Genomic DNA, 20,826 nt, shown 5'->3' on the forward strand with positions numbered 1-20,826 from the left:
CGCGAGCAGGCTCGCTCCCACAAAGTTGTCACTGAACCTGTGGGAGCGAGCCATGCCGCTGCTGATGAAGTTGATAAAACTCAGGCAGGCTTGGGCTTGTCCTCGGATTCTTGCTGCAACTGTTCCCACAACCGCGCGGCGTCAGGAAACTCCGTACCGGTTTCAGGCCCCATGTCATCCGGGTCGTAGCGGCTCAGGCAACCCTCGCCCAGCGTGGCGGGAGCCTTGGAGGTGGCTTTGTCCAGTGGATCGGCCATGATCATGTCCTCGGTGCAGAAACGGCGAAGGGCCTGAAGCGATTGAACGCCCAGGCCCTTCGAATTTCAACTGTGACGTACGTCTGTCAGAAGACGACGGTCTTGTTGCCGTGCACCAGCACGCGGTCTTCCAGGTGATAACGCAGGCCACGGGCCAGCACCATTTTCTCGACATCGCGGCCGAAACGCACCATGTCTTCGATGCTGTCGCTGTGGCTGACGCGCACCACGTCCTGCTCGATGATCGGGCCGGCATCCAGCTCTTCGGTCACATAGTGGCAAGTCGCGCCGATCAGCTTCACGCCGCGCAGGGAGGCCTGGTGGTACGGCTTGGCACCGACGAACGACGGCAGGAAGCTGTGGTGAATGTTGATGACCTTGTGCGCGTATTCACCGCACAGCTCGGGCGGCAGGATCTGCATGTAGCGGGCCAGCACCACCACTTCGGCGTCGTGCTGTTTGACCAGGCGCGAAACCTCGGCGAAGGCCGGCTGCTTGTCCTGCGGATTGACCGGGACGTGGTAGTACGGAATACCGTGCCACTCCACCATGCTGCGCAAGTCATCATGGTTGGAGATCACACAGGAAATTTCGCAGTCCAGCTCATCGCTGTGCCAGCGGTGCAGCAAGTCGGCCAGGCAGTGCGACTCGCGGCTGGCCATCAGGACCACGCGTTTCTTTTGCTCGGTATCGGTGATGCGCCAGTCCATCGAGAACTCTTCGGCGATCGGGGCGAAGGCTTCACGAAACGCTTCGATACCAAATGGCAGGGAGTCGGCACGGATTTCGTGACGCATGAAGAACCAGCCACTGAGGTTGTCCGAGTGATGGCTCGCTTCAGTGATCCAGCCGTTGTGTGATGCCAGAAAGTTACTGACTTTGGCAACGATGCCAACACGGTCCGGGCAAGAAATCACCAGACGAAAAGTGCGCATGAGGGGGAAACTCCAGAACTTCGCAAAGGCCGCCATTCTAGCGATTGCGCAGCAAAACTGCAGTATTGTTGACGCTTCGCCCTGCCGGAAGGTCGGTGCGGCAGGGTGGGCAGTACCGGTACCGGTTCGCCCGGATGCTCTAGCGGTACAGGTCAATTGTTAATTTATGTATATCTGACAGACCGGGACCACACTAATAACTGCATTACCAATGTGTGCCAAAACCCCGGCAATTAAATTAAATAAACTTGCCTTAAATGTTTACTTGATGAAACACCGTGACTATTATTGCCGCACTGTCACCTGCCATCCAGCGTACAACATAAGGTAGTCACCATGTCCTTGATCAACGAATATCGCGCCACCGAAGAAGCTATCAAAGAGCTGCAAGCCCGTTTGAAGAATCTGTCCCAAGACGACAAACTGCAAACCGAGCTGGAATTCGAAGGCAAACTGCGCACCCTGATGGGTGAATACTCCAAGTCCCTGCGTGACATCATCGCGCTGCTGGATCCAGAATCCAAAACCAAGGCACCACGCGGCGGTGCAGTGAAAACTACCGGCACCAAGCGTGCTCGCAAAGTTAAACAATACAAAAACCCGCACAACGGTGAAGTCATCGAAACCAAAGGTGGCAACCACAAGACTCTGAAAGAGTGGAAAGCCAAGTGGGGCGGTGACGTGGTGGAAGGCTGGGCTACCCTGCTGGGCTAAGCCTCAGAGCTTGTCGCAGATGGATCCGTGACAAAAAATAACGCCAGCAAATGCTGGCGTTTTTTTATGCGTGGCATTTAAGCCCTGGCATGTTCGATTTCAAAGACTCAAACGCTGACGCAGTCCCTGGACATAATCCTGCCACTCGCTGAGCACCCCCTGCTGAAACGCAGTAGCACTAACGCTCAATTGGGCCGCGGCTTCGACAAAACTATCAAGGGTATTTGGCGCCCCCCATTCAGGGTCTGACAAACGTTTCTGACAGAATATTCGCCAGCGCTCTTGCTCTTCGAAATTCAACGTATCGGGAAAGTTGCGTGCGCGATATCGAAACAGCAATTCAGGCAAACGTTCGTCATCGAAAGGCCACTGCTCTTGTGCCAATTGCAGCGGGTCAACGGTTCTGACTTGTTCACACAATCGCCGATCCCGGTCACCGATAAATCCATCGTATAACTGTTGCTCCGGATCCAGGCTCTGGGAAAAATCTTCGCGGGCATAAATCGCCAGGACTTTATCCTGCCAAACTTTCCGGGCGTCATTGAGCTGCGACACCCTTTGCTGATACAGCGCCATATCCAGCCCCAGGCGCTGCTGATCTTCCTGGCGAAGTACCGACAACGGCGCCACTACCGGGCACTTGTTGATGTGAATCAGCTTCAACGGCACCGGCAACTCGCCGTCGGCCAGTTCGTCGCGGCGGGTATACAAGCGCTGGCGCAAACTTTCGGCATCCAGGTCGAGCAGCCCCTGTGGATCGAGGTGCAGGTCACAGACAATCAAGGCGTTCTTGTTGCGCGGGTGCCAGGCCAGCGGCAACACCACCCCCACATAGTTGCGCGCGGCCGAAAAACGTCCGGAAACATGCACCAAAGGTTGCAGCAGACGTATCTGGTCCATGACTTTTTGTTTGCTGCGCAGTTGAAACAGCCAGTCGTACAGCTTTGGCTGTTTTTCCCGTATCAGGCGCGCCAGGGCGATCGTCGCACGTACGTCCGACAGTGCTTCGTGGGCATTGCCATGATCGATGCCATTGGCGGCGGTCAGGCGTTCGAGCTTGAGCGTGACCCGCCCCTCGTCATCGGTCGGCCAGACCAGGCCATCGGGGCGCAAGGCATAGGCGGCGCGCACCACATCGATCAGGTCCCAGCGGCTGTTGCCGCCCTGCCACTCCCGAGCATAGGGGTCGAAAAAGTTTCGGTACAGGCTGTAGCGGGTCATCTCGTCATCGAAACGCAAGGTGTTATACCCCGCGCCACAGGTGCCGGGCGCCGCGAGCTGGGCGTGCACCCGGGTCATGAAATCGGCTTCGCTCAAGCCTTGCGCCTGAAGCTGCCCGGGGGTGATCCCCGTAATCGTGCACGCAGCCGGATGCGGCAGGATGTCTTCACTGGGCCGGCAGTAAAGATTGACCGGCTCGTCGATTTCATTGAGATCGAAGTCAGTGCGCAGGCCGGCCATTTGCAACGGACGGTCGCAACGGGGGTTGATGCCAGTGGTTTCGTAGTCGTACCAGAAGATGGAGGTCACGGGCGATTCCTGAACTGAAGATCGGCAAAGTCTAGGCGCTCACCTGCCGCCCCGGCCAGTAGTCTTGTCATTCAAGCACCTTGCGCGACTCACCATGCAATACATAGTTATGTCGTTTCCCCCCGCCCCCGCCCCTCGAATAGGCTGCTAGCATCGAATGGATACACAATCCCGAATAAGGCCACATCATCAGGTTGCCCATGCTCGAGACCACAGCACTGCCAGGGAGTGCGCCGCTGTCACCGCCGCTGGATACGCGGTACCAGGTCGAAACGCCGGAGGGCGTCGACCTGCCACTGCGCCCGGCCGGGTTGATGGTCCGTGCGTTGGCATTCTCCATCGATCTTGGTTTGCGCGGCCTGATCCTGGGCGTGCTGTTCATTGTGCTGGCGATGCTCGGCAAACTGGGTGCCGGGCTCGGCTCGATCCTGCTGTTCGTGGTGAGCTGGTGGTACATGGTGCTGTTCGAGGTGCTGAACCACGGCCGCTCGCCGGGCAAGCAATGGATGGGCTTGCGGGTGGTGCACGACGATGGCACCCCGGTCGGCTGGTCCGCGTCGCTGCTGCGCAACCTGCTGCGCGTTGTCGACCTGCTGCCGTTCGGTTACTTCCTCGGGGCCGTCAGTTGCCTGCAACACCCGCACTTCAAGCGCCTCGGCGATATCGCCGCCGGGACCCTGGTGATCTACCGCGAACGACCGCATACACGCCCCCAACTCCCCGAAGCCCGGCCCCGCCGCCCGGCCTTTGTCCTGACACTCACCGAGCAACGGGCCATCCTCGGGTTTGCCGAGCGTCAGGGTGAACTCTCCCAAGCGCGGGTCAATGAACTGGCTTCGATTCTCGCCCACACCTTGCAAGTCCAGCCTCCGCAGGCGGTGGCCGAGCTCAACGGCATCGCCCGTGGCTTGTTGGGGCCGACATGAAGCAAAGCCTTTTTGAAAGCCGGCACAAGGCCGAATGGGAGCATTTCGCCCACCTGCTCGAGCAGTTGGAACGGGACGGTAAAGCCACCGACGCCGGCAGTTTTCCGAAGGACTATCGACGCCTCTGCCAACACCTGGCACTGGCGCGGGAGCGCGGCTACAGCAGCTTTTTGATCGATACCTTGCAGCAACAAGTGCTGCGCGGACACCAACAGCTTTACCGTCATCGCAGCCGTTTTGGGGCCAACGTGCTTGCATTCATCCTGGCCGACTTTCCGCGACTGGTGCGCGAACAGTGGCGTTTCGTCCTCGCCGCCAGCCTGATGTTCTTTGGCAGCCTGGCCGGTTTCGCGCTGCTGGTGTACCTGTACCCGGAGCTGATCTACAACCTGATCCCCGCCGAACAGGTCAGCGAGATGCAAAGCATGTACGACCCCGTTGCCGGTCACCTCGGGCGCACGGCAGAGCGAGCCGCCAGTGAGGACTGGGCAATGTTCGGCTACTACATCATGCACAACATCGGCATTGCCTTTCAGACCTTCGCCAGCGGTTTGCTGTTTGGGTTGGGCAGTGTGTTTTTCCTGATATTCAACGGCCTGATGATCGGGGCGGTGGCCGGGCACCTGACCTACGTCGGCTACGGGCAAACCTTCTGGTCATTCGTGATCGGCCATGGCGCTTTCGAACTCAGCGCCATTGCCCTGGCCGGTGCCGCCGGTCTGAAGCTGGGCTGGGCCCTGGTCGCTCCGGGGCCCCTGCCACGGGCCGAGGCCATGCGATTGGCGGCGCACAAGAGCGTGCTGCTGATTTGCGGGGTCATGCTGTTTCTATTGATTGCGGCGTTTATCGAAGCCTATTGGTCGTCAATGACCGGCCTTTCGCACCAGACCAAATATCTGGTCGGTGCGGCGCTCTGGCTGCTGGTGGTGGTTTATCTCGTGTTTGCCGGACGTTATCGCCATGCGCCTGAGTGACGCCACGGTGGTGATTCGCCCGCGCTCGACCTGGGAAGCCATGGACCTCGGGGTACTCCTGAGCCAACGCCATCGACGCCTGTTGATGACCAGTTGGGCCTTGGTCACCTTGCCGGTTTTCGCGCTGCTCAGTTGGGGGTTCTGGGATTCGCCCTCTCTCGCCGTGTTCATTTTCTGGTGGCTGAAGCCTGCGTTCGAACGCCTGCCCTTGTACATCCTGTCCCAGGCCATGTTCGGTGAAACGCCCACGCTCAAGCAGGCCCTGCGCCAAATGCCACACCTGCTCAAACCGCAATTGCTGGCCAGCCTGACCTGGCGACGCCTGAGTTTGCCCCGCAGTTTCGTAATGCCGGTGGTGCAACTCGAAGGACTCCACGGGCAGCAACGGCAACAGCGTCTACAGGTACTGTTGCAGCGAGACGCCGGCGCCGCACGCTGGCTGACGATCATCGGCGCGCACCTGGAAGGCGCATTGTGGATCGGCTTGATGGTGCTGTTCTATCTGTTGCTGCCACAACAGGTCGCGCTCGACTGGAGCTGGCAGTCGCTGATCTCGGCGGCCACCCAGGACTGGCGTTGGCTGGAACACCTGACCAACGCCTTCTATGCACTGGTGCTGGTGGTGTGGGAGCCGATCTATGTCGCCTGCGGCTTCAGCCTTTACCTGAACCGGCGCACCGTACTGGAGGCCTGGGATATCGAACTGGTGTTCCGCCGAATGCGCCAGCGTCTGGTCAGTGCAGGCGCTGTGCTGTTGATGGCCGTGATTGTGCTGATGCCGACCACACACAACCTGTGGGCCGCCGAATCGCCGATTTCACCCGACAGCCCGCGCCTGCTGGGCCAGCCCCTGACCAGCCAGGCTTCCAGGGACAGCATCAAGTCGATCCTCGAACAGCCGCCCTTCAAGAACCGGGAATCGGTCACGCGCTACCGCTTTGGCGAAGAGCAACCGAGTGTTGAAGCCGCGGACGACGGCAAGACACCGCAATGGTTGAAGGCGCTGCTGAAACTGTTTGAGGGGCAAAGTTTCGGGGCATTGGCGAGACTGATTGAAATCGTGCTGTGGGGCATTGTCATTGGGGCTGTCGGCCTGTTGATCTGGCGCTATCGCGACTGGTTGCAGGCCTTCGTCAGCCGCCGACCGATTCCCGTCAACAAAGCCACGGGACCATTACCGCAGCAGGCGTTCGGCATGGATCTCAAGCCCGAGTCCCTGCCCGCCGACATCGCCGCCCACGCCGAGAGTCTTTGGCAGACTCATCCACGCGAAGCGCTCGGCTTGCTTTATCGCGCCCTGCTCAGCCGTCTGTTGCACGACTTCAAGATCGCGCTCAAATCCGCCGACACCGAAGGCCAGGTGCTTCAGCGTGTCGAGCTACTGCAGCAGCCGGCCTTGCTGGCCTACAGCCAAAAGCTGACCGGGCACTGGCAAAACATGGCCTACGGGCATCGCCTGCCGCCCGCTCAGGTGCAACAGGATCTGTGTAACGGTTGGCGTGTTCTGTTCGGCCCGGAGGCTGCCCGTTGAGTCGGCGCTGGGGCTCGATAGCCGGTGCGTTGATTGCCGTGTTGCTGGCTGCGCTGAGCGTTTATCTGTACCTCAAGGCTACTCCCTACCAGACCGAAATCGACCACGGCCCCTCCCCCGAAGCCAATGCCAACCCTTATCTGGCGGCAGAGTTGTTCCTGCGCAAACAAGGCCTTGGCGTCGGCCACGCCAACGGCCTCGACATCCTGCCCAGCCTCGACCCGCATCAACACAGCCTGCTGCTGCTCGGGGAACGCGGCAACATGACCCCACGGCAGATCGACCAGGTGATGAACTGGACCCGGGCCGGCGGGCGGCTTCTGTTCGTCGCCGAGTCGCTGTGGAATGAAAAACTCGGCCATAGCAATGACCTGCTGCTCGACCGGGTGCAACTGCACCAATCCCTGAGCAAAGACCTCAAGGACCCACCGCCGGGTATCGGCGATGATCCGTACCCGCTACTGACCAAGCTCTATCTCGAAGACGAAGACGCCCCGGCCTATGCCGGTTTCGATACCGCATTCCATCTCGAAGACCCGAAAAACCTCGCCCTGGCCTGGGCCAACAGCGCCAGGGCCACCCACATGATGCAACTCGACCACGGGCTCGGTTCGATCATCGTGGTCACCGATGCCGACCTGTGGAAAACCCCGGCCATCGACCGGTACGACAACGCCTGGCTGCTCTGGTACCTGACCGCCGACACCCGCGTGACCCTGATCTTCAACACCGATCACGACAGCCTGCCGACCTTGCTGCTGCGTTATTTCCCCCAGGCGCTGGTCGCATTGTTCGCCTTGATCGGCCTGGGCTTCTGGCACTTTGGCGTGCGTCAGGGGCCACTGTTGGAACCAACGCCGAAAGCGCGCCGGCAATTGCAGGAGCACCTGCGCGCCAGTGCCGACTTCCTGTTGCGCCGCAACGGTCAGGCCGGCCTGCTGCAAGCCTTGCAGCAAGACATCCTGCGACGCGTGCGACGTCGCCATCCCGGTTTTGAACAGCTCGGCGTTGCCGAACAATGGCTGGTGCTCGCGCGCCTGACCGGCCAACCCACACGCGCCATCAGCCAGGCCATGAGCCCGCGACCGAAACAACGGCTTTCCAGCGTTGAATTCAGCCGTCAGGTCGCCCACCTGCAAACCTTGAGGAATGCCCTGTGATCCGGTACTTGGAAAGCGTTAGATGTCTGCCATATTAGAAACAAACCCATGGAAGCCAGGCATCGTTCAAGAGACGTTTGATGACTTTAATCGCTGTCGAAGTAGACAAAGGGGATTGGATTTCTGATTAGTACAGAGGAAGGAAGATCGAGCTTGTGTGAGCGACTGAGGAATTGGTGATCGCTGGGCAACCCTGTCCGGGGTTTCCCATTCTGCTTTGGAACTCGATGGAAAGCTGCATCCCGGCCAATCAGTTCTTTCACCACCGCCAGCGCCTGACTTACATCTGCAAGTTCTACGAATACGTGCTGAAGGAGGGTTGGGTGAAACGCCTGCCTTTTGCCAATGAAGAACGCACTGACGGGGGCGGCCTGATGGGCAAGCGCTAATCACACTAGCAACTCGAGCTCAAATTCAGCAGGACTCGGGGTGTTAACCGCCGACAAAAGCAGCCGAGACTGCCATTTCTGATGCGCACGCCACATCAGCCCACGCGCTGCACCTTGTTCGATACAGACTTGTTTGACCACATCCCAAGTGCGGTACACGTACCGCACCAACTCTTTCAGATCCTTCTCCGGCCACTGGCAACCATGCTTTCTCATCAGGATCAGCATACTGTCGAGCTGAAGAGCTTCATGCTCGACTTCCAGATCACGTAACGCCGGAATCACATCCATGGCCTGCCAGAGCGCGCCATAGCCGGAAAACTCCTGCTCGACCAAGTCGACCATGTCATCCAGCGCGCTCCACGTTTCAATCAGGCCTGACTCGCCCTCAAAAATCGCCGTTTCCCGACTGCGGATAGCATCCAGCCATTGCTGTGCCAGGCGATACACAATCGCCTCTTTGTTCGGAAAAAAACGATAGAGCGAACTGATGTCGATGCCGGAGCGCTCAGCAATGGCATTGGTGTTGAGCAGGGTAATACCACCCTCCTTGAGTAACTCCAGCGTCGCCTGCTCGATCTTCTTGATGATTTCAAGGGTCCGTTGCTGGCGCGGCTCTCGGCGCATTTTCAAGTCTTGCGGAATCATCAAGTGCCCAGCCTTATCTTTCATTGGTGCGCATTTCACATCGACTTGTCCGGCAGAGTCAAACCGTAGCAATTGACGCCTCAGAGTAACGCTGGTAAAAACAAAAACTACAGTAATTACTGTAATTTATCTGGAGATTTTATGCGGCTCAAAACAAAACAACACCTGGCGCCTTCCTCCCTCGTATTGCTCTCTGCTCTCGCTGGATGCAGTCAGACACCAGCCCCGGTCGTCGACAACAGTAACAACACGGTGTACGTCAACGGCCAGATTTATACTCAGGATGCCCAACGCCGCAAGGTCGAAGCCATCGCCGTTTCGAATGACAAGTTCGTCTACTCCGGTAACCGGGAAGGTGCAGAAAGCTTCATCAGCCAGGGTTATCGCGTGGTTGACCTAGGCGGCAAGATGGTTCTACCAGGGCTCCACGACAACCACATCCACGTACTCGGCACGGTCCCGCTGGATGTCTGCGACCTCGAAGGCAAGGGTGTGAATCTTGATCAACTGGCCAGCAAGGTAAAGGAATGCTTGCCCCGCTACGCCAGTGAACCCGGCGCCTGGCTGAAAATCGATCAGTGGGTTCCCTATGAGAACAATGAACCAACCGGCAATTACAAAACCATCCGCCAAACGCTGGATGCAGTCGCTGATGGCCATCCGATCATCCTTTCCGGCGTAGACGGCCACGCAAGTGCCTACAATTCGAAAGCCTTGAGCATGGCTCAGGACGATAACGGCAATACCGTTGGCTTCAATGCAAAGACCCTGAAAAAGGGTGGTGTATTTGCCGACCTGGCGCCCTACGTTAGCCTGGACAGCGGTGTGGTCCGCGACGCGGCCAAGGAAAAAATTCCGGTCGGTAACTTCGACATGTTTGCCCAAGAGGTCGGCGATCCACGCGGCGAAGCCATTTATGGTGCCATCCTGCCGAAAGTCGCACGAGTCATGGCGCAAAGCGGCATCACCAGTATTCAAGATGCCTGCGCCAACGATTTCATCCGCGAACAGTTTGTGAAGATGCAACAGCAAAACTTGCTGAACATGCGGATAACTGCCGCCACCTGCTTCATTGCCGACGACTACAAGGGCAAAGTAGATATCGCCGGACACCTGAAAAAGGCTCAAGAAGTGCGCGCCGCATTTGCCGACAACCCGCTGATCAAAGCGGATGCGGTGAAAATCTTTGCCGACGGCGTGCTGGAAGGCGACCCCTTTAGCAAACCGCCGTTCTCACCCAACGCCGGCATGCTGCACAACTATCAGACGCCACACCTCAAGCAGAACGAAGAGACGGGCGCCGTCACGGTCACGAAGAACAGTGATGACTCGAAGAAAAACGGCATCGTCAATTACAAGGCGCAAGACCTCAAGAATTACGCCATCGCACTCGATGCCGACGGCTTCAGCATCCATATCCACAGCGTCGGCGACCGAGCCTCCCGCGTTTCGATTGATGCACTGGAAGCAGCTCGTCAGCGCAATGGCGATCAACATATTCCGCACACCATTGCCCACTTGCAAATGGTCCACCCGGACGACCAAAAGCGGCTCGGCGAACTGGGTGTGTATCTCACTTACACCTACGCCTGGATCAACGTGCAACCTGAATATGACATGCTGATCACCCCGTTCCTTGAGCAAAGTAAAAAGGGCCAGGACATCAACGACGTGCTCTACAACCCAAAAAGTTACACATGGGGAGCCGTCTACCCGGTTGGTAGCACAGCTAAAGCCGGCGCTGTACTGGTGGCGGGCAGCGATGCACCCGTCGACTCTCGCGATCCGCGGCCGTTCATGAACATCGCGGCGGGCATCACTCGCGCCCTCCCCGGAAAACCTGCCTACAACGCCAAGCAGAGCGCTACGCTAGAACAGATGTTGGACGCCTACACAATCAATGGCGCCCGCGCAGTGCGTCAGGAGAAAATCATCGGTTCGATTGAGCCGGGCAAGTCAGCCGACTTTATTGTCCTGGACCGAAACCTGTTCGACTTGGTCCAACAGAATAAACCTGAACAAATCGCCGAAACCCAAGTGATGCAGACTGTGTTTCGTGGCAAAACGGTCTATAGCCAATAAATCAATTCTGCCTAAGATAAAAAGAGTCTTTTGCGGCTAATGCCAGCCCGTCAAGGCGTCATGCCTGGCCTTTTGCCGCAAGCATAAAAAATCCGATGTCTGAACCGGCATCGGATTTTTTTGCGCCTCCCTCGGGCACTGGAACTGACCTGCTGAATCGCCCCTGATTTCGTCGACACCGTGATCGACCGGTTGAATCCACAGCCAGAAGTGGTCACGCAGAAACTCAACCGCGCACCAGGTAAGCTCCTGACGGAACCCGATGTCGTAGCTTCTTGCATTTGCCGGGTGCAGGCTGATGCCCCGGCGGACGATCAGGAAACCAGATTCGGCATTTGCCCGGAGGCGGCATCTGGCCGCGAGGAATCTCAACCTCAGCGTACGCCCGCTCTGGCTCGTCATTAGCCATTTGCAATCTTCCTTCGGACCCGGCTCTGGCAGCCGTCGGCGCATCCGATACCCGATCTGTCTCTGCGCGAGCGAAGTTGCCAGCGTCGCGCCCAGTGTCCGGAGTGGATTGCTCAACAACGGCCATTTCCGCTTCACGGCGCCTTTGGGTCTCCTGTTCCAGGCCTTTCTGTACAGCGACCAGGTCCTCTTTGGCAATGGGTGGGGTACCCGAAGCTTGGGCCTGCTGCGCCGCCTGGATCAATTGGAAGTTGCGGTTGCGCAACTCGACGTTGCGACCAACCCGCATGTTCGAGCGCGCAGCCAAGGTTTCGGCCTGCTGGTATTGCCCCTGCTGAAGACGCAACACACCGAGGTAATGCAGCGTCGCGGGATTGTTTGGCTGGATATGCAGGGCACGCTCCAGCGTCGCAGCGGCCTGGTCCAGTTGGCCATTTTCATACTGCCGCGAGGCGGTTTCGATCAGGGTGGTTGATGCGCTGTTGCTTTGCGCGGGCACTCTTCGCTCGGCAGCGACAGAATAAAACGACGCGACTGCGCAGAACACCAGGATGAGTCCCGGCAGAAAACTCTTGGTTGGCATGAGGGGGCGGACTCGACTGAACTCGGACGGCAGTGCCATAAAACAGACCACAGCGCTGCTCGGCATTTCCGATACAGGGCCGCTATTGACCTGGCCAATACCCCGAAGTTCCTGCTGCAACGGCCGTTGCACCAGTATCATTTTTTACCACCCCAACATCTAAGCATTATCTGTTGCGGTCCTTCACGCAGGGCAGAAAACGGCCATGTGTAGTCATTAACAGTTGCCATGTAACCAGCATAAAAAGGGACAGACCACGGCTTCAGGTAAATGCCGAGACGTCGTGATCTGTTCCCTGCTTCCGCGCGGCCGTTTTCTATGTCCGGCACAACTACCCTGACATCGGTGGGCCTATACTTTAAGGATCGGCACACTCGATGTGGCATGCAGTCGTGTTTGATATATGGGGGACGCGTCGAGCGACCGTTCACGCAGGCCACGGCCTGCCTTCGTCGTTGGGAGGAAAACATTCATGGCGCGTAAATACATCGACTGCCGCGAGTTTCCGAGCGATTCCCACTGCTCAATCGCACTGTCCGCAGACTCTGAACACGAACTGCTCGAGGCCGCCGCGCAGCACGCGGTCAGTGTTCACAAGCACACCGACTCACCAGAACTACGTGCTCAACTGAAGATGATGTTTCACGACGGAACCCCGCCTGTTGAAGCACCGCGTCCTGCTTAGCACCCAAGGGTTCAGAGGAGTGATTGTCATCGATAACTACCTACGGGGCTCATTTCAATGAGTTCCGCAGGCCTGTGAACAATTTTTTAGCCTGGCACAAACTGAATTTTCCGGGCTTCGCTCGACCATTTACCTTATGACGATTGCCACCCTGTTTTTCGTCGAGCGCTGGTCTTTTTGTGCGAGGTCTTGGAAGCGCGTGGGCACTTGATGGACAAGCATCTTTGATTCAACTGCCGAACGACTGCTCCTGGTTGTTCTCTGCCGATCATGGCGACAAAGCCCCCTACTCAAATTCGATGCAAACAGCTGGTCAAATCAGTGCAGTTACCCAACGAAAGCTCTACCACCCAAACTGGATTTTCTTCGGTTATGTAATCGATTCTGAAATCGCGTGCCCGCAGACCGTCATAGACTAACCTCCACCTCTGACGAACGCTCGGATGAGGGGTTGCCACAGGATTGCAATGAGGCAGATTGGCAGTCACTCACTCATTCCACGCAAAAAAAACGCGAAAAAGTTAGATTAGGTAAGTGACTGAATTATGGAAGATAAAACACATGTAACTGATAGCAAGGCTCCAGACCCCATGAGTCAACCGATCGAACCGGACGCACCGAGCCATGCCGCTCAACAGCGCCGGCGTGCCGGCAATCTGGCCCGGGCCGTACGCAAGGAACTGCAAAAGGCAGTGATTGGCCAGGACAGCGTGATCGACGACGTCCTGACGGCACTGATCGCCGGCGGCCACGTGTTGCTCGAAGGCGTGCCGGGGCTGGGCAAGACCCTGTTGGTTCGCGCCCTCGCCCGCTGCTTCGGCGGTGAGTTCGCCCGCATCCAGTTCACCCCCGACCTGATGCCCAGCGACGTCACCGGGCATGCCGTGTATGACTTGCAGACCGAGAAATTCAAACTGCGCAAGGGGCCATTGTTCACCAACCTGCTACTGGCCGACGAGATCAACCGTGCCCCGGCGAAAACCCAGGCCGCGCTGCTCGAAGCCATGCAGGAACGGCAAGTCACCCTCGAAGGCCAGCCATTGCCGATTGCGCAACCGTTCATGGTGCTCGCCACGCAAAACCCGATCGAACAGGAAGGCACTTACCCCTTGCCGGAGGCTGAACTGGACCGCTTCATGCTCAAGGTGCGCATGGATTACCCCGACGCCGGGCAAGAGCTGGACATGGTGCGTCAGGTCAGCCGCTCGACCCGGGCCGACATGCTCGATGTCCAACCGATGCGTACGTTGCTCCAGGCCAGGGATGTACTGGCCCTGCAACGCATCGCCAGCGATCTGGTCCTGGACGATCAGGTGCTCGATTACGCCGTGCGGCTAGCCCGCTCCACCCGCAACTGGCCCGGTTTGATCCTCGGTGCCGGCCCACGCGCATCCATCGCGCTGGTGCGCTGTGCCCGGGCTCGTGCGCTGCTGCGCGGCGGTGAGTTCGTGATTCCGGATGACATCAAAGGCTGCGCCCTGGCCGTGCTGCGCCATCGCGTGCGCATCGCCCCGGAGCTGGACATCGAGGGCCTGGATGTCGATCAGGTGCTCCAGCAGATGCTCGACCAAGTGTCGGCGCCGCGTCTGTGAAACCCTCGCGCCTGATGCTCGCCTGGCTGTTGATCCTGCTGGCCTGCACCATTGTGTCGGGCACATTGCGGGCATTGGAGTTCGCGGTTCCGGCAAATCTCATGGCGATCAACTGGGGGTTGCTCCTGGCGCTGCTGGCCCTGGCCATCCTCGATGTCATTCGCCTCAAGCGCCTGCCTTCGCCCCGACTGAAACGCCAGATACCCGGCAGCCTTGCGCTGGGTCGATGGAGCGAGGTGCAACTGACGGTCGAACACGACTTTGCACAACCGATGAACGTACAAGTCTTCGACCATGTGCCGCAGGGCCTTAGCTTCGAAAACCTGCCGCTGACGGTCGAGCTGCAACCCGGCCAGCACAGCCTGGCCGGTTATCGCCTGCGCCCGCTCAAGCGCGGCCACTTCAGCTTCGAACGCTGCGAAATCGACCTGCCAAGCCCCTTGGGGCTCTGGACGGACAGGCGCTTGCTCGACCTGCCCGACGCCACCCGCGTCTATCCTGACTTCGCCCGTTTATATGAAGGGCAATTGCTGGCGGTGGACAACTGGCTCAGCCAGCTTGGCGTCCGCCAGAAACAACGAAGGGGCCTGGGCCTGGAATTCCATCAATTGCGCGAATTTCGCGAGGGCGACAGCCTGCGCCAGATCGACTGGAAAGCCACCGCCCGCCAGCGCACGCCGATTGCCCGGGAGTATCAGGACGAACGCGATCAGCAGATCATCTTCATGCTCGACTGCGGCCGGCACATGCGCAGCCAGGATGATGAGCTGTCGCACTTCGATCACGCCCTCAACGCCTGCCTGTTGCTCAGCTACGTGGCGCTACGTCAGGGCGACGCGGTGGGCCTGAGTACCTTTGCCAGCGAACAGCCGCGCTACCTCGCGCCGGTAAAAGGCACCAGCCATCTCAACACCCTGCTCAATACCGTTTATGACTTGAACAGCAGCCAACGCAGCGCCGACTATCAAGCCGCGGCCACGCAACTGCTGGCACGGCAAAAACGCCGGGCTCTGGTGGTGTTGGTGACCAACCTGCGCGAAGAGGACGACGATGAACTGCTTCCGGCCGTCCACCGTTTGAGCCGGCAGCATCAGGTGCTGGTCGCGAGCCTGCGCGAAGACGTGCTTGATACCCTGCGTCAGTCACCGGTGCAGACTTTGCCCGAAGCGCTGGCCTATTGCGGGACCGTGGATTACCTGAATGCACGCGCTGAGCTCCATGAGCGTTTGAACGCTCATGGAGTGTTGGTGATGGACGCGCGGCCCGGCGAGTTGGGGGCAGAGTTGGTGACTCGGTACCTGGGCTGGAAAAGAACCGGACCCTGAGCCTGGGCAATCACTCACAGTCGGTTTCCCGGTGACCTCAAGCCGAAGCCGGCAGCGGCAGAAAACTGAAGTACTGCTTCAACGCCTCCACCAGTTGCCCATATTCCGGTGGTGCCCGTTGCAGGCTGAACCCGGCGTCGTAATGTTGGGGGGTCGCGTCTTCGTGGCACCACAGGCAACAGGCCTGCAGGTCGATGTTCCGCTGGCCACCTTCGCTGGCGGGAATTTTCAGGCGCAGGTTGAAGTCCGCGCCGATCATCATCGGTAGCTGGCTGATCAGCATCAGCCCGTCTTCGGAGACATTGCCCAGGTAGCCGATGGGTTTACCGGTGATGCCGTTGAACACTTTCAGGAAGTACGGCAGTTGATGCCGCTCGATTCGGCGGTCGGTGAACATGTGCAATTTCGCTATGCAAGGCTCTTAAGCAGAGCCGCACTACTGCTTCGGAACGGGTACGCATAAGTCTTGCCCGCTCTCCCCGCTTCCGGTGCGCCAGTCCTTGTAGCGCTGAGTCCTGCTTGTGCCGGTCACAGGTGTTGCCCCGGTTCAGAGGCAAGGCTCTAAAACCGGTTCATTGGACTATAGCTCACCACCGCCGGGGAGCCAGCGACCGGAGGGTTACGGCCGTCAGAACTGCGTCGGTTTTGCCGCGGCGGCACTGCGCGTCGGGTAGTGGCCAAGGCTCTGCAGGGTTTCGATGCGGGCACGGGAGCGGTAGGCATATTCGCTTTGTGGATAAGACGCCATGATGAACTGATACGTTTGAACCGCATCGACGTACATCTTCTGCCGCTCCAGGCACAGGCCGCGCATCATCGACACTTCTGGCCACACATAAGGGCGCGCCCGGCTGTCGCGCTCGACCTTGGACAGCTCGAGCATCACCTGCTCGCAATTGCCCCGGTCATAGGCGCTGTAGGCATTGTTCAAATGATGGTTCATCGCCCAACGGGTACAACCGGTGACGCTGAGGGCGCTGATGGCAAGGGCGGCAATGAGAACGAAACGCATGGGGAAATCTCCTGTCTTGAACGCTGTATCGACCCATGGTCGGAAATCTTCAGGCTGCCGGGACGCAAAGTTGCAGGGTTCAATAAAGAAAGAAATAAGTAGTGCAAACGAACAATGACTACAACTTCGGAGCATAGTAGCCTCACTCAGCGCTTGAACTCAGGAGTCTTTGCATGTCCGTCCGTCGTACCAAAATCGTCGCCACCCTTGGCCCGGCCAGTAACTCGCCGGAAGTTCTCGAACAGCTGATTCTGGCTGGCCTGGACGTCGCCCGCCTGAACTTCTCCCACGGCACTCCCGACGAGCACAAGGCTCGCGCGAAGCTGGTCCGTGACCTCGCTGCCAAGCACGGTCGCTTCGTCGCCCTGCTGGGTGACCTGCAAGGCCCGAAAATCCGTATCGCCAAATTCGCCAACAAGAAGATCGAGCTGAAGATCGGTGATCAATTCACTTTCTCCACCAGCCATCCTCTGACCGAAGGCAACCAGCAAGTGGTCGGCATCGACTACCCGGACCTGGTCAAGGACTGCGGCGTGGGCGACGAACTGCTGCTCGACGACGGTCGCGTGGTGATGCGCGTCGATACCGCCACGGCCACCGAACTGAACTGCACCGTGATCATCGGCGGCCCGCTGTCCGATCACAAAGGCATCAACCGTCGCGGTGGCGGCCTGACCGCTCCGGCCCTGACTGAAAAAGACAAGGCTGACATCAAGCTCGCCGCGGAAATGGAAGTCGACTACCTCGCGGTCTCCTTCCCGCGTGACGCCGCCGACATGGAATACGCCCGTCAACTGCGCGACGAAGCCGGCGGCACTGCCTGGCTGGTGGCGAAGATCGAACGCGCCGAAGCCGTGGCCGACGACGAAACCCTCGACGGCCTGATCAAGGCGTCCGACGCGGTGATGGTTGCCCGTGGTGACCTGGGTGTGGAAATCGGCGACGCCGAGCTGGTGGGCATCCAGAAGAAAATCATTCTGCACGCACGACGCCACAACAAGGCGGTGATCGTCGCGACCCAGATGATGGAGTCGATGATCCAGAACCCGATGCCGACCCGCGCCGAAGTGTCCGACGTAGCCAACGCCGTACTCGACTACACCGACGCCGTGATGCTTTCGGCCGAAAGTGCTGCTGGCCTGTACCCGCTGGAAGCCGTTCAGGCCATGGCGCGCATCTGCATCGGTGCCGAAAAGCACCCGACCAGCAAGACCTCCAGCCACCGCATCGGCAAAGAGTTCGAGCGCTGCGACGAAAGCATCGCACTGGCGACCATGTACACCGCCAACCACTTCCCGGGCGTGAAGGCGATCATCGCCCTGACCGAAAGTGGCTACACCCCGCTGATCATGTCGCGCATCCGCTCCTCGGTGCCGATCTACGCGTTCACCCCACACCGCGAAGCCCAGGCTCGCGCGGCAATGTTCCGTGGCGTGTACACCATCCCGTTCGACCCGGCTTCGCTGGCGCCGAACGAAGTCAGCCAGAAGGCTATCGACGAGCTGGTCAAGCGCGGCGTAGTACAGAAAGGCGACTGGGTCATCCTGACCAAGGGCGACAGCTACCACACCACCGGCGGCACTAACGGCATGAAGATCCTGCACGTTGGCGATCCGATGGTCTGAGTGACCGGTTGTTCGAAAAACAAAAGCCCCGCCATGTGAATGGCGGGGCTTTTTGCTTCCTGCGCTCCGACCGTTGGTCGAACCTGTAATTTCTGACAGTAGCCAATCTGCCCTCATTGCCTGCTAATTCGACCTGGCAACACCTACCCATTCAACTCCGATCGCAGGCTGAGCGTAAATTGCAGTTGGCTTGGCATTGGGTCGTTAAACGGCGGTGCAGACATGAATAGTCAAACGATTGAAATACCTAACCCTGGTAAATTTGATCCGGAATTCGGAACTAATGGAGGGCTGATATACCTGAAACATCCCAGCCGCCCTCTTCAAGGGATCTCCGGCCGTGGTCTCGACACCGACACCAACGGCAACGCTTATATTGTCGGAAACATTGAAAATGATTCATTTCGAAACGAATACTTTTGCGTCAGGCTAACAACAAAAGGTGAAATTGATAAAACATTCGGAAACGAGGGTTATGTGAGCGGCCACTTCGGCAGTGATTCTGAAGCAGCGGAATCGATCGCTACCGAAGTCAGAATTCTCCGAGACCAAAAGATTCTAGTGATCGGCCAATATCAAATTCTCGGGACTGGCAAGCTTAGCAAGGCACTCGTCCGCTTACTGCCCGACGGGAGCCTGGACCTCGACTTCGGAATTAAAGGTAAGGTCATCCTTGACTTGGGTGACCGCAGTCTTCATAAAGGGCCTGTACCCGACGATTCGGGCACCACATCAAATGATCTACACGCCAGCAATAGCACGACGATCATACTTGACGAAAAAATACTGTTGGTCGGCCAGTTTTACAGGGAAGTAGGCGTAGTCGAGTCCCTGCTTATTCGACTCATGCCCAACGGCATGCTCGATACAAGCTTCAATGAAAAAGGTTTCGTCATAATTGCTCATCCCGACTTCACCGGGACAACTGCGCTGGACAGTCTATTGATCACGGAGAGTGGAAAGTTTGTACTCTCGGGTACGGTTGGACTTCTCAACGACCGTGAACCATTGATTACACAACTCCACGATACAGGTGAGTTGGACACATCATTTGCCAGCAATGGTTATCTGGTAATTGAATCGCCTCCCGAAAGAAATTTCAGAATCATGAGTTTAGTCCGGCAAACGAACCGACGTATTCTAGCGGTTGGCTATGCAGGCTTTTACGCTCCTGATGGGCTTTTGATCAGCCGGGAACCCGATGGCACAGAGAACATACAATTCAATGGTGGCAAACCTGTGCTGGAAAATCTGGGAGGTCTTGGACTCACCGCCTGGGGAACTGCCTCTATTATTCTGAGCAATGGAAAAATTCTGGTGCTCGGCTCTGTCAAACACCCTGTCTATAGCCACACTACGACTGCTTTAGTACGTTTCACTGGCGCAGGCTCTCTCGATTTGACCTATGGAAACGGTACTGGCTGGTATTCATTTGGTCACGCTAGACAAACCAGAGGAGCTGTCGCTTTCATGCCCGGAAAAGTACTGTTCTTGGGGATGGACGTAATTGACGGGAATGAATTTAACTACATAGCACGTGCCCTGATTGAGTGAGTGTTTGTTTGATTAAACGAATGTTGTGTCCGGGCTGATACCTTCGCTGGCAAGCCCGCTCCTACAAAAGCGCTGGTATCCCTGTAGGAGCTGGTTTGCCAGCGATTGGGCCCGCCTTGTCACCGCACAACTCAATGCCGCTTGATAAATCCGGTCAAGGCCGCCAACGCCTCCGGCGAACGCAGCCGTTGAGTAAACAACGCCCCCTCCTCTTCAATCACCTTGCGCAACAGCTCCCTGTCCGGCGCCTTCATCAATTGCTTGCTGATGCGCACCGCTTCCGGCGGCAGCGACTCGAAGCGCAGCGCCATCTCCCGCGCCTTGGCCAAAGCTTCTTCGCCACTGCCCAATGCTTCGGACGCAATGCCCCACGCGGCCGCCTGCTCTCCATTGAACCCTTCACCGAGCAGCAACAACTCTGCCGCCTTGGCCTGCCCGAGCAGGCGCGGCAGGATCAGGCTGGAGCCGAACTCCGGGCATAGGCCAAGGTTGACGAACGGCATGCGCAGACGGGCGTCGCGGCTGACGTAGACCAGGTCGCAATGCAGCAACATGGTCGTGCCAATGCCCACCGCCGCTCCGGCCACGGCGGCGACCACCGGTTTGCGGCATTCGAGCAGGTTGAGCATGAACTGGAACACCGGGCTGTCGAGGCCGCTCGGCGGTTGCTGGATGAAATCGGCGATGTCGTTGCCGGCGGTGAAGCATTCGGCAGAACCGGTGATCAGCACGGCGTTGATCTCGGGGTCGCTGTCGGCCTGTTTCAGCGCCTCGGCCAAGTGGCTGTACATGGCACGGGTCAGGGCGTTTTTCTTGTCCGGGCGATTCAGTCGCAGGGTCAACAGGCCGCGTTCGCGTTCAACTTGGATGGCATCGGTCATGGCAGGTCTCGCGTC

20 protein-coding genes are annotated in these 20,826 nt (G+C 58.4%); 12 read left to right on the forward strand and 8 right to left on the reverse strand.

Going from position 1 to position 20,826, the window contains the following annotated elements:
- Positions 1-80: 80 nt before the first annotated feature.
- Together AABM52_RS24630 and purU are read right to left on the reverse strand one after the other, a co-directional pair.
- Positions 81-257: a hypothetical protein gene (locus tag AABM52_RS24630; RefSeq protein ID WP_347908666.1), complete on the reverse strand. Its 177-nt coding sequence runs from the start codon at positions 255-257 to the stop codon at positions 81-83.
- 86 nt (positions 258-343) lie between these two features.
- Positions 344-1,192, reverse strand: a complete 849-nt coding sequence (gene purU / locus AABM52_RS24635) for a formyltetrahydrofolate deformylase (protein ID WP_347908668.1) — start codon at positions 1,190-1,192, stop codon at positions 344-346.
- Between the two features lie 336 nt (positions 1,193-1,528).
- Here purU and mvaT point away from each other — a divergent pair, with 336 nt between their 5' ends.
- Complete coding sequence (gene mvaT, locus AABM52_RS24640) at positions 1,529-1,906, forward strand: histone-like nucleoid-structuring protein MvaT (RefSeq protein WP_007933316.1); 378 nt, start codon at positions 1,529-1,531, stop codon at positions 1,904-1,906.
- Between the two features lie 99 nt (positions 1,907-2,005).
- Here the strand turns inward: mvaT and sbcB are convergent, their stop codons facing one another.
- The gene (sbcB, locus tag AABM52_RS24645) at positions 2,006-3,436 is read right to left on the reverse strand and encodes an exodeoxyribonuclease I (RefSeq protein WP_347908670.1); all 1,431 of its coding nucleotides are present in this window, start codon (positions 3,434-3,436) and stop codon (positions 2,006-2,008) included.
- A gap of 200 nt (positions 3,437-3,636) precedes the next feature.
- Here sbcB and AABM52_RS24650 point away from each other — a divergent pair, with 200 nt between their 5' ends.
- The 5 genes from AABM52_RS24650 to AABM52_RS24670 all read left to right on the forward strand — a co-directional run bounded on the left by AABM52_RS24650 (position 3,637) and on the right by AABM52_RS24670 (position 8,416).
- Positions 3,637-4,362, forward strand: coding sequence for an RDD family protein (locus AABM52_RS24650; RefSeq protein WP_347908672.1), 726 nt, complete (start codon positions 3,637-3,639; stop codon positions 4,360-4,362).
- Complete coding sequence (locus tag AABM52_RS24655) at positions 4,359-5,336, forward strand: stage II sporulation protein M (protein WP_347908674.1); 978 nt, start codon at positions 4,359-4,361, stop codon at positions 5,334-5,336. Before AABM52_RS24650 ends, AABM52_RS24655 begins: the two co-directional genes overlap by 4 nt.
- Positions 5,323-6,867: a DUF4129 domain-containing protein gene (locus AABM52_RS24660; RefSeq protein ID WP_347908675.1), complete on the forward strand. Its 1,545-nt coding sequence runs from the start codon at positions 5,323-5,325 to the stop codon at positions 6,865-6,867. The genes AABM52_RS24655 and AABM52_RS24660 overlap by 14 nt, the downstream gene beginning before the upstream one ends.
- Positions 6,864-8,027, forward strand: coding sequence for a DUF4350 domain-containing protein (locus tag AABM52_RS24665; RefSeq protein WP_347908677.1), 1,164 nt, complete (start codon positions 6,864-6,866; stop codon positions 8,025-8,027). The genes AABM52_RS24660 and AABM52_RS24665 overlap by 4 nt, the downstream gene beginning before the upstream one ends.
- Positions 8,028-8,254: 227 nt before the next feature.
- The gene (locus tag AABM52_RS24670; RefSeq protein WP_347908679.1) at positions 8,255-8,416 is read left to right on the forward strand and encodes a hypothetical protein; all 162 of its coding nucleotides are present in this window, start codon (positions 8,255-8,257) and stop codon (positions 8,414-8,416) included.
- Here AABM52_RS24670 and AABM52_RS24675 read toward each other — a convergent pair whose 3' ends face one another.
- On the reverse strand, positions 8,417-9,064 hold the full coding sequence (locus AABM52_RS24675; protein WP_347908681.1) for a TetR/AcrR family transcriptional regulator: 648 nt from the start codon (positions 9,062-9,064) through the stop codon (positions 8,417-8,419).
- Between the two features lie 141 nt (positions 9,065-9,205).
- On the opposite strand from AABM52_RS24675, the gene AABM52_RS24680 reads away from it, so the two are divergent.
- Positions 9,206-11,146 carry an amidohydrolase family protein gene (locus tag AABM52_RS24680; RefSeq protein WP_347908682.1) on the forward strand — a complete coding sequence of 647 codons (1,941 nt, stop codon included), beginning with the start codon at positions 9,206-9,208 and terminating at the stop codon, positions 11,144-11,146.
- A gap of 226 nt (positions 11,147-11,372) precedes the next feature.
- Here AABM52_RS24680 and AABM52_RS24685 read toward each other — a convergent pair whose 3' ends face one another.
- The gene (locus tag AABM52_RS24685; RefSeq protein ID WP_347912683.1) at positions 11,373-12,137 is read right to left on the reverse strand and encodes a tetratricopeptide repeat protein; all 765 of its coding nucleotides are present in this window, start codon (positions 12,135-12,137) and stop codon (positions 11,373-11,375) included.
- Positions 12,138-12,609: 472 nt separating this feature from the next.
- On the opposite strand from AABM52_RS24685, the gene AABM52_RS24690 reads away from it, so the two are divergent.
- The 3 genes from AABM52_RS24690 to AABM52_RS24700 all read left to right on the forward strand — a co-directional run bounded on the left by AABM52_RS24690 (position 12,610) and on the right by AABM52_RS24700 (position 15,739).
- Positions 12,610-12,822 (forward strand): DUF1059 domain-containing protein, encoded by a 213-nt coding sequence (locus AABM52_RS24690; protein ID WP_347908683.1) that lies wholly within the window; start codon positions 12,610-12,612, stop codon positions 12,820-12,822.
- A gap of 590 nt (positions 12,823-13,412) precedes the next feature.
- Positions 13,413-14,414: a MoxR family ATPase gene (locus AABM52_RS24695; protein ID WP_347908684.1), complete on the forward strand. Its 1,002-nt coding sequence runs from the start codon at positions 13,413-13,415 to the stop codon at positions 14,412-14,414.
- Positions 14,411-15,739 (forward strand): DUF58 domain-containing protein, encoded by a 1,329-nt coding sequence (locus tag AABM52_RS24700; RefSeq protein WP_347908686.1) that lies wholly within the window; start codon positions 14,411-14,413, stop codon positions 15,737-15,739. Before AABM52_RS24695 ends, AABM52_RS24700 begins: the two co-directional genes overlap by 4 nt.
- A gap of 37 nt (positions 15,740-15,776) precedes the next feature.
- On the opposite strand, the gene AABM52_RS24705 is transcribed toward AABM52_RS24700, so the two are convergent.
- Both AABM52_RS24705 and AABM52_RS24710 read right to left on the reverse strand, forming a co-directional pair.
- On the reverse strand, positions 15,777-16,136 hold the full coding sequence (locus AABM52_RS24705; RefSeq protein ID WP_347908688.1) for a PilZ domain-containing protein: 360 nt from the start codon (positions 16,134-16,136) through the stop codon (positions 15,777-15,779).
- Between the two features lie 231 nt (positions 16,137-16,367).
- Positions 16,368-16,751: a tetratricopeptide repeat protein gene (locus tag AABM52_RS24710; protein WP_347908690.1), complete on the reverse strand. Its 384-nt coding sequence runs from the start codon at positions 16,749-16,751 to the stop codon at positions 16,368-16,370.
- 173 nt (positions 16,752-16,924) lie between these two features.
- Here AABM52_RS24710 and pyk point away from each other — a divergent pair, with 173 nt between their 5' ends.
- Together pyk and AABM52_RS24720 are read left to right on the forward strand one after the other, a co-directional pair.
- Positions 16,925-18,376 (forward strand): pyruvate kinase, encoded by a 1,452-nt coding sequence (pyk, locus tag AABM52_RS24715; protein ID WP_347908692.1) that lies wholly within the window; start codon positions 16,925-16,927, stop codon positions 18,374-18,376.
- A 222-nt stretch (positions 18,377-18,598) separates the two neighbouring features.
- The gene (locus tag AABM52_RS24720) at positions 18,599-19,930 is read left to right on the forward strand and encodes an SBBP repeat-containing protein (protein ID WP_347908693.1); all 1,332 of its coding nucleotides are present in this window, start codon (positions 18,599-18,601) and stop codon (positions 19,928-19,930) included.
- Positions 19,931-20,061: 131 nt separating this feature from the next.
- Here the strand turns inward: AABM52_RS24720 and AABM52_RS24725 are convergent, their stop codons facing one another.
- On the reverse strand, positions 20,062-20,811 hold the full coding sequence (locus AABM52_RS24725) for an enoyl-CoA hydratase-related protein (protein WP_347908695.1): 750 nt from the start codon (positions 20,809-20,811) through the stop codon (positions 20,062-20,064).
- Between the last annotated feature and the right edge of the window lie 15 nt (positions 20,812-20,826).

Source organism: Pseudomonas grandcourensis, from assembly GCF_039909015.1.
Lineage (GTDB): Bacteria > Pseudomonadota > Gammaproteobacteria > Pseudomonadales > Pseudomonadaceae > Aquipseudomonas > Aquipseudomonas grandcourensis.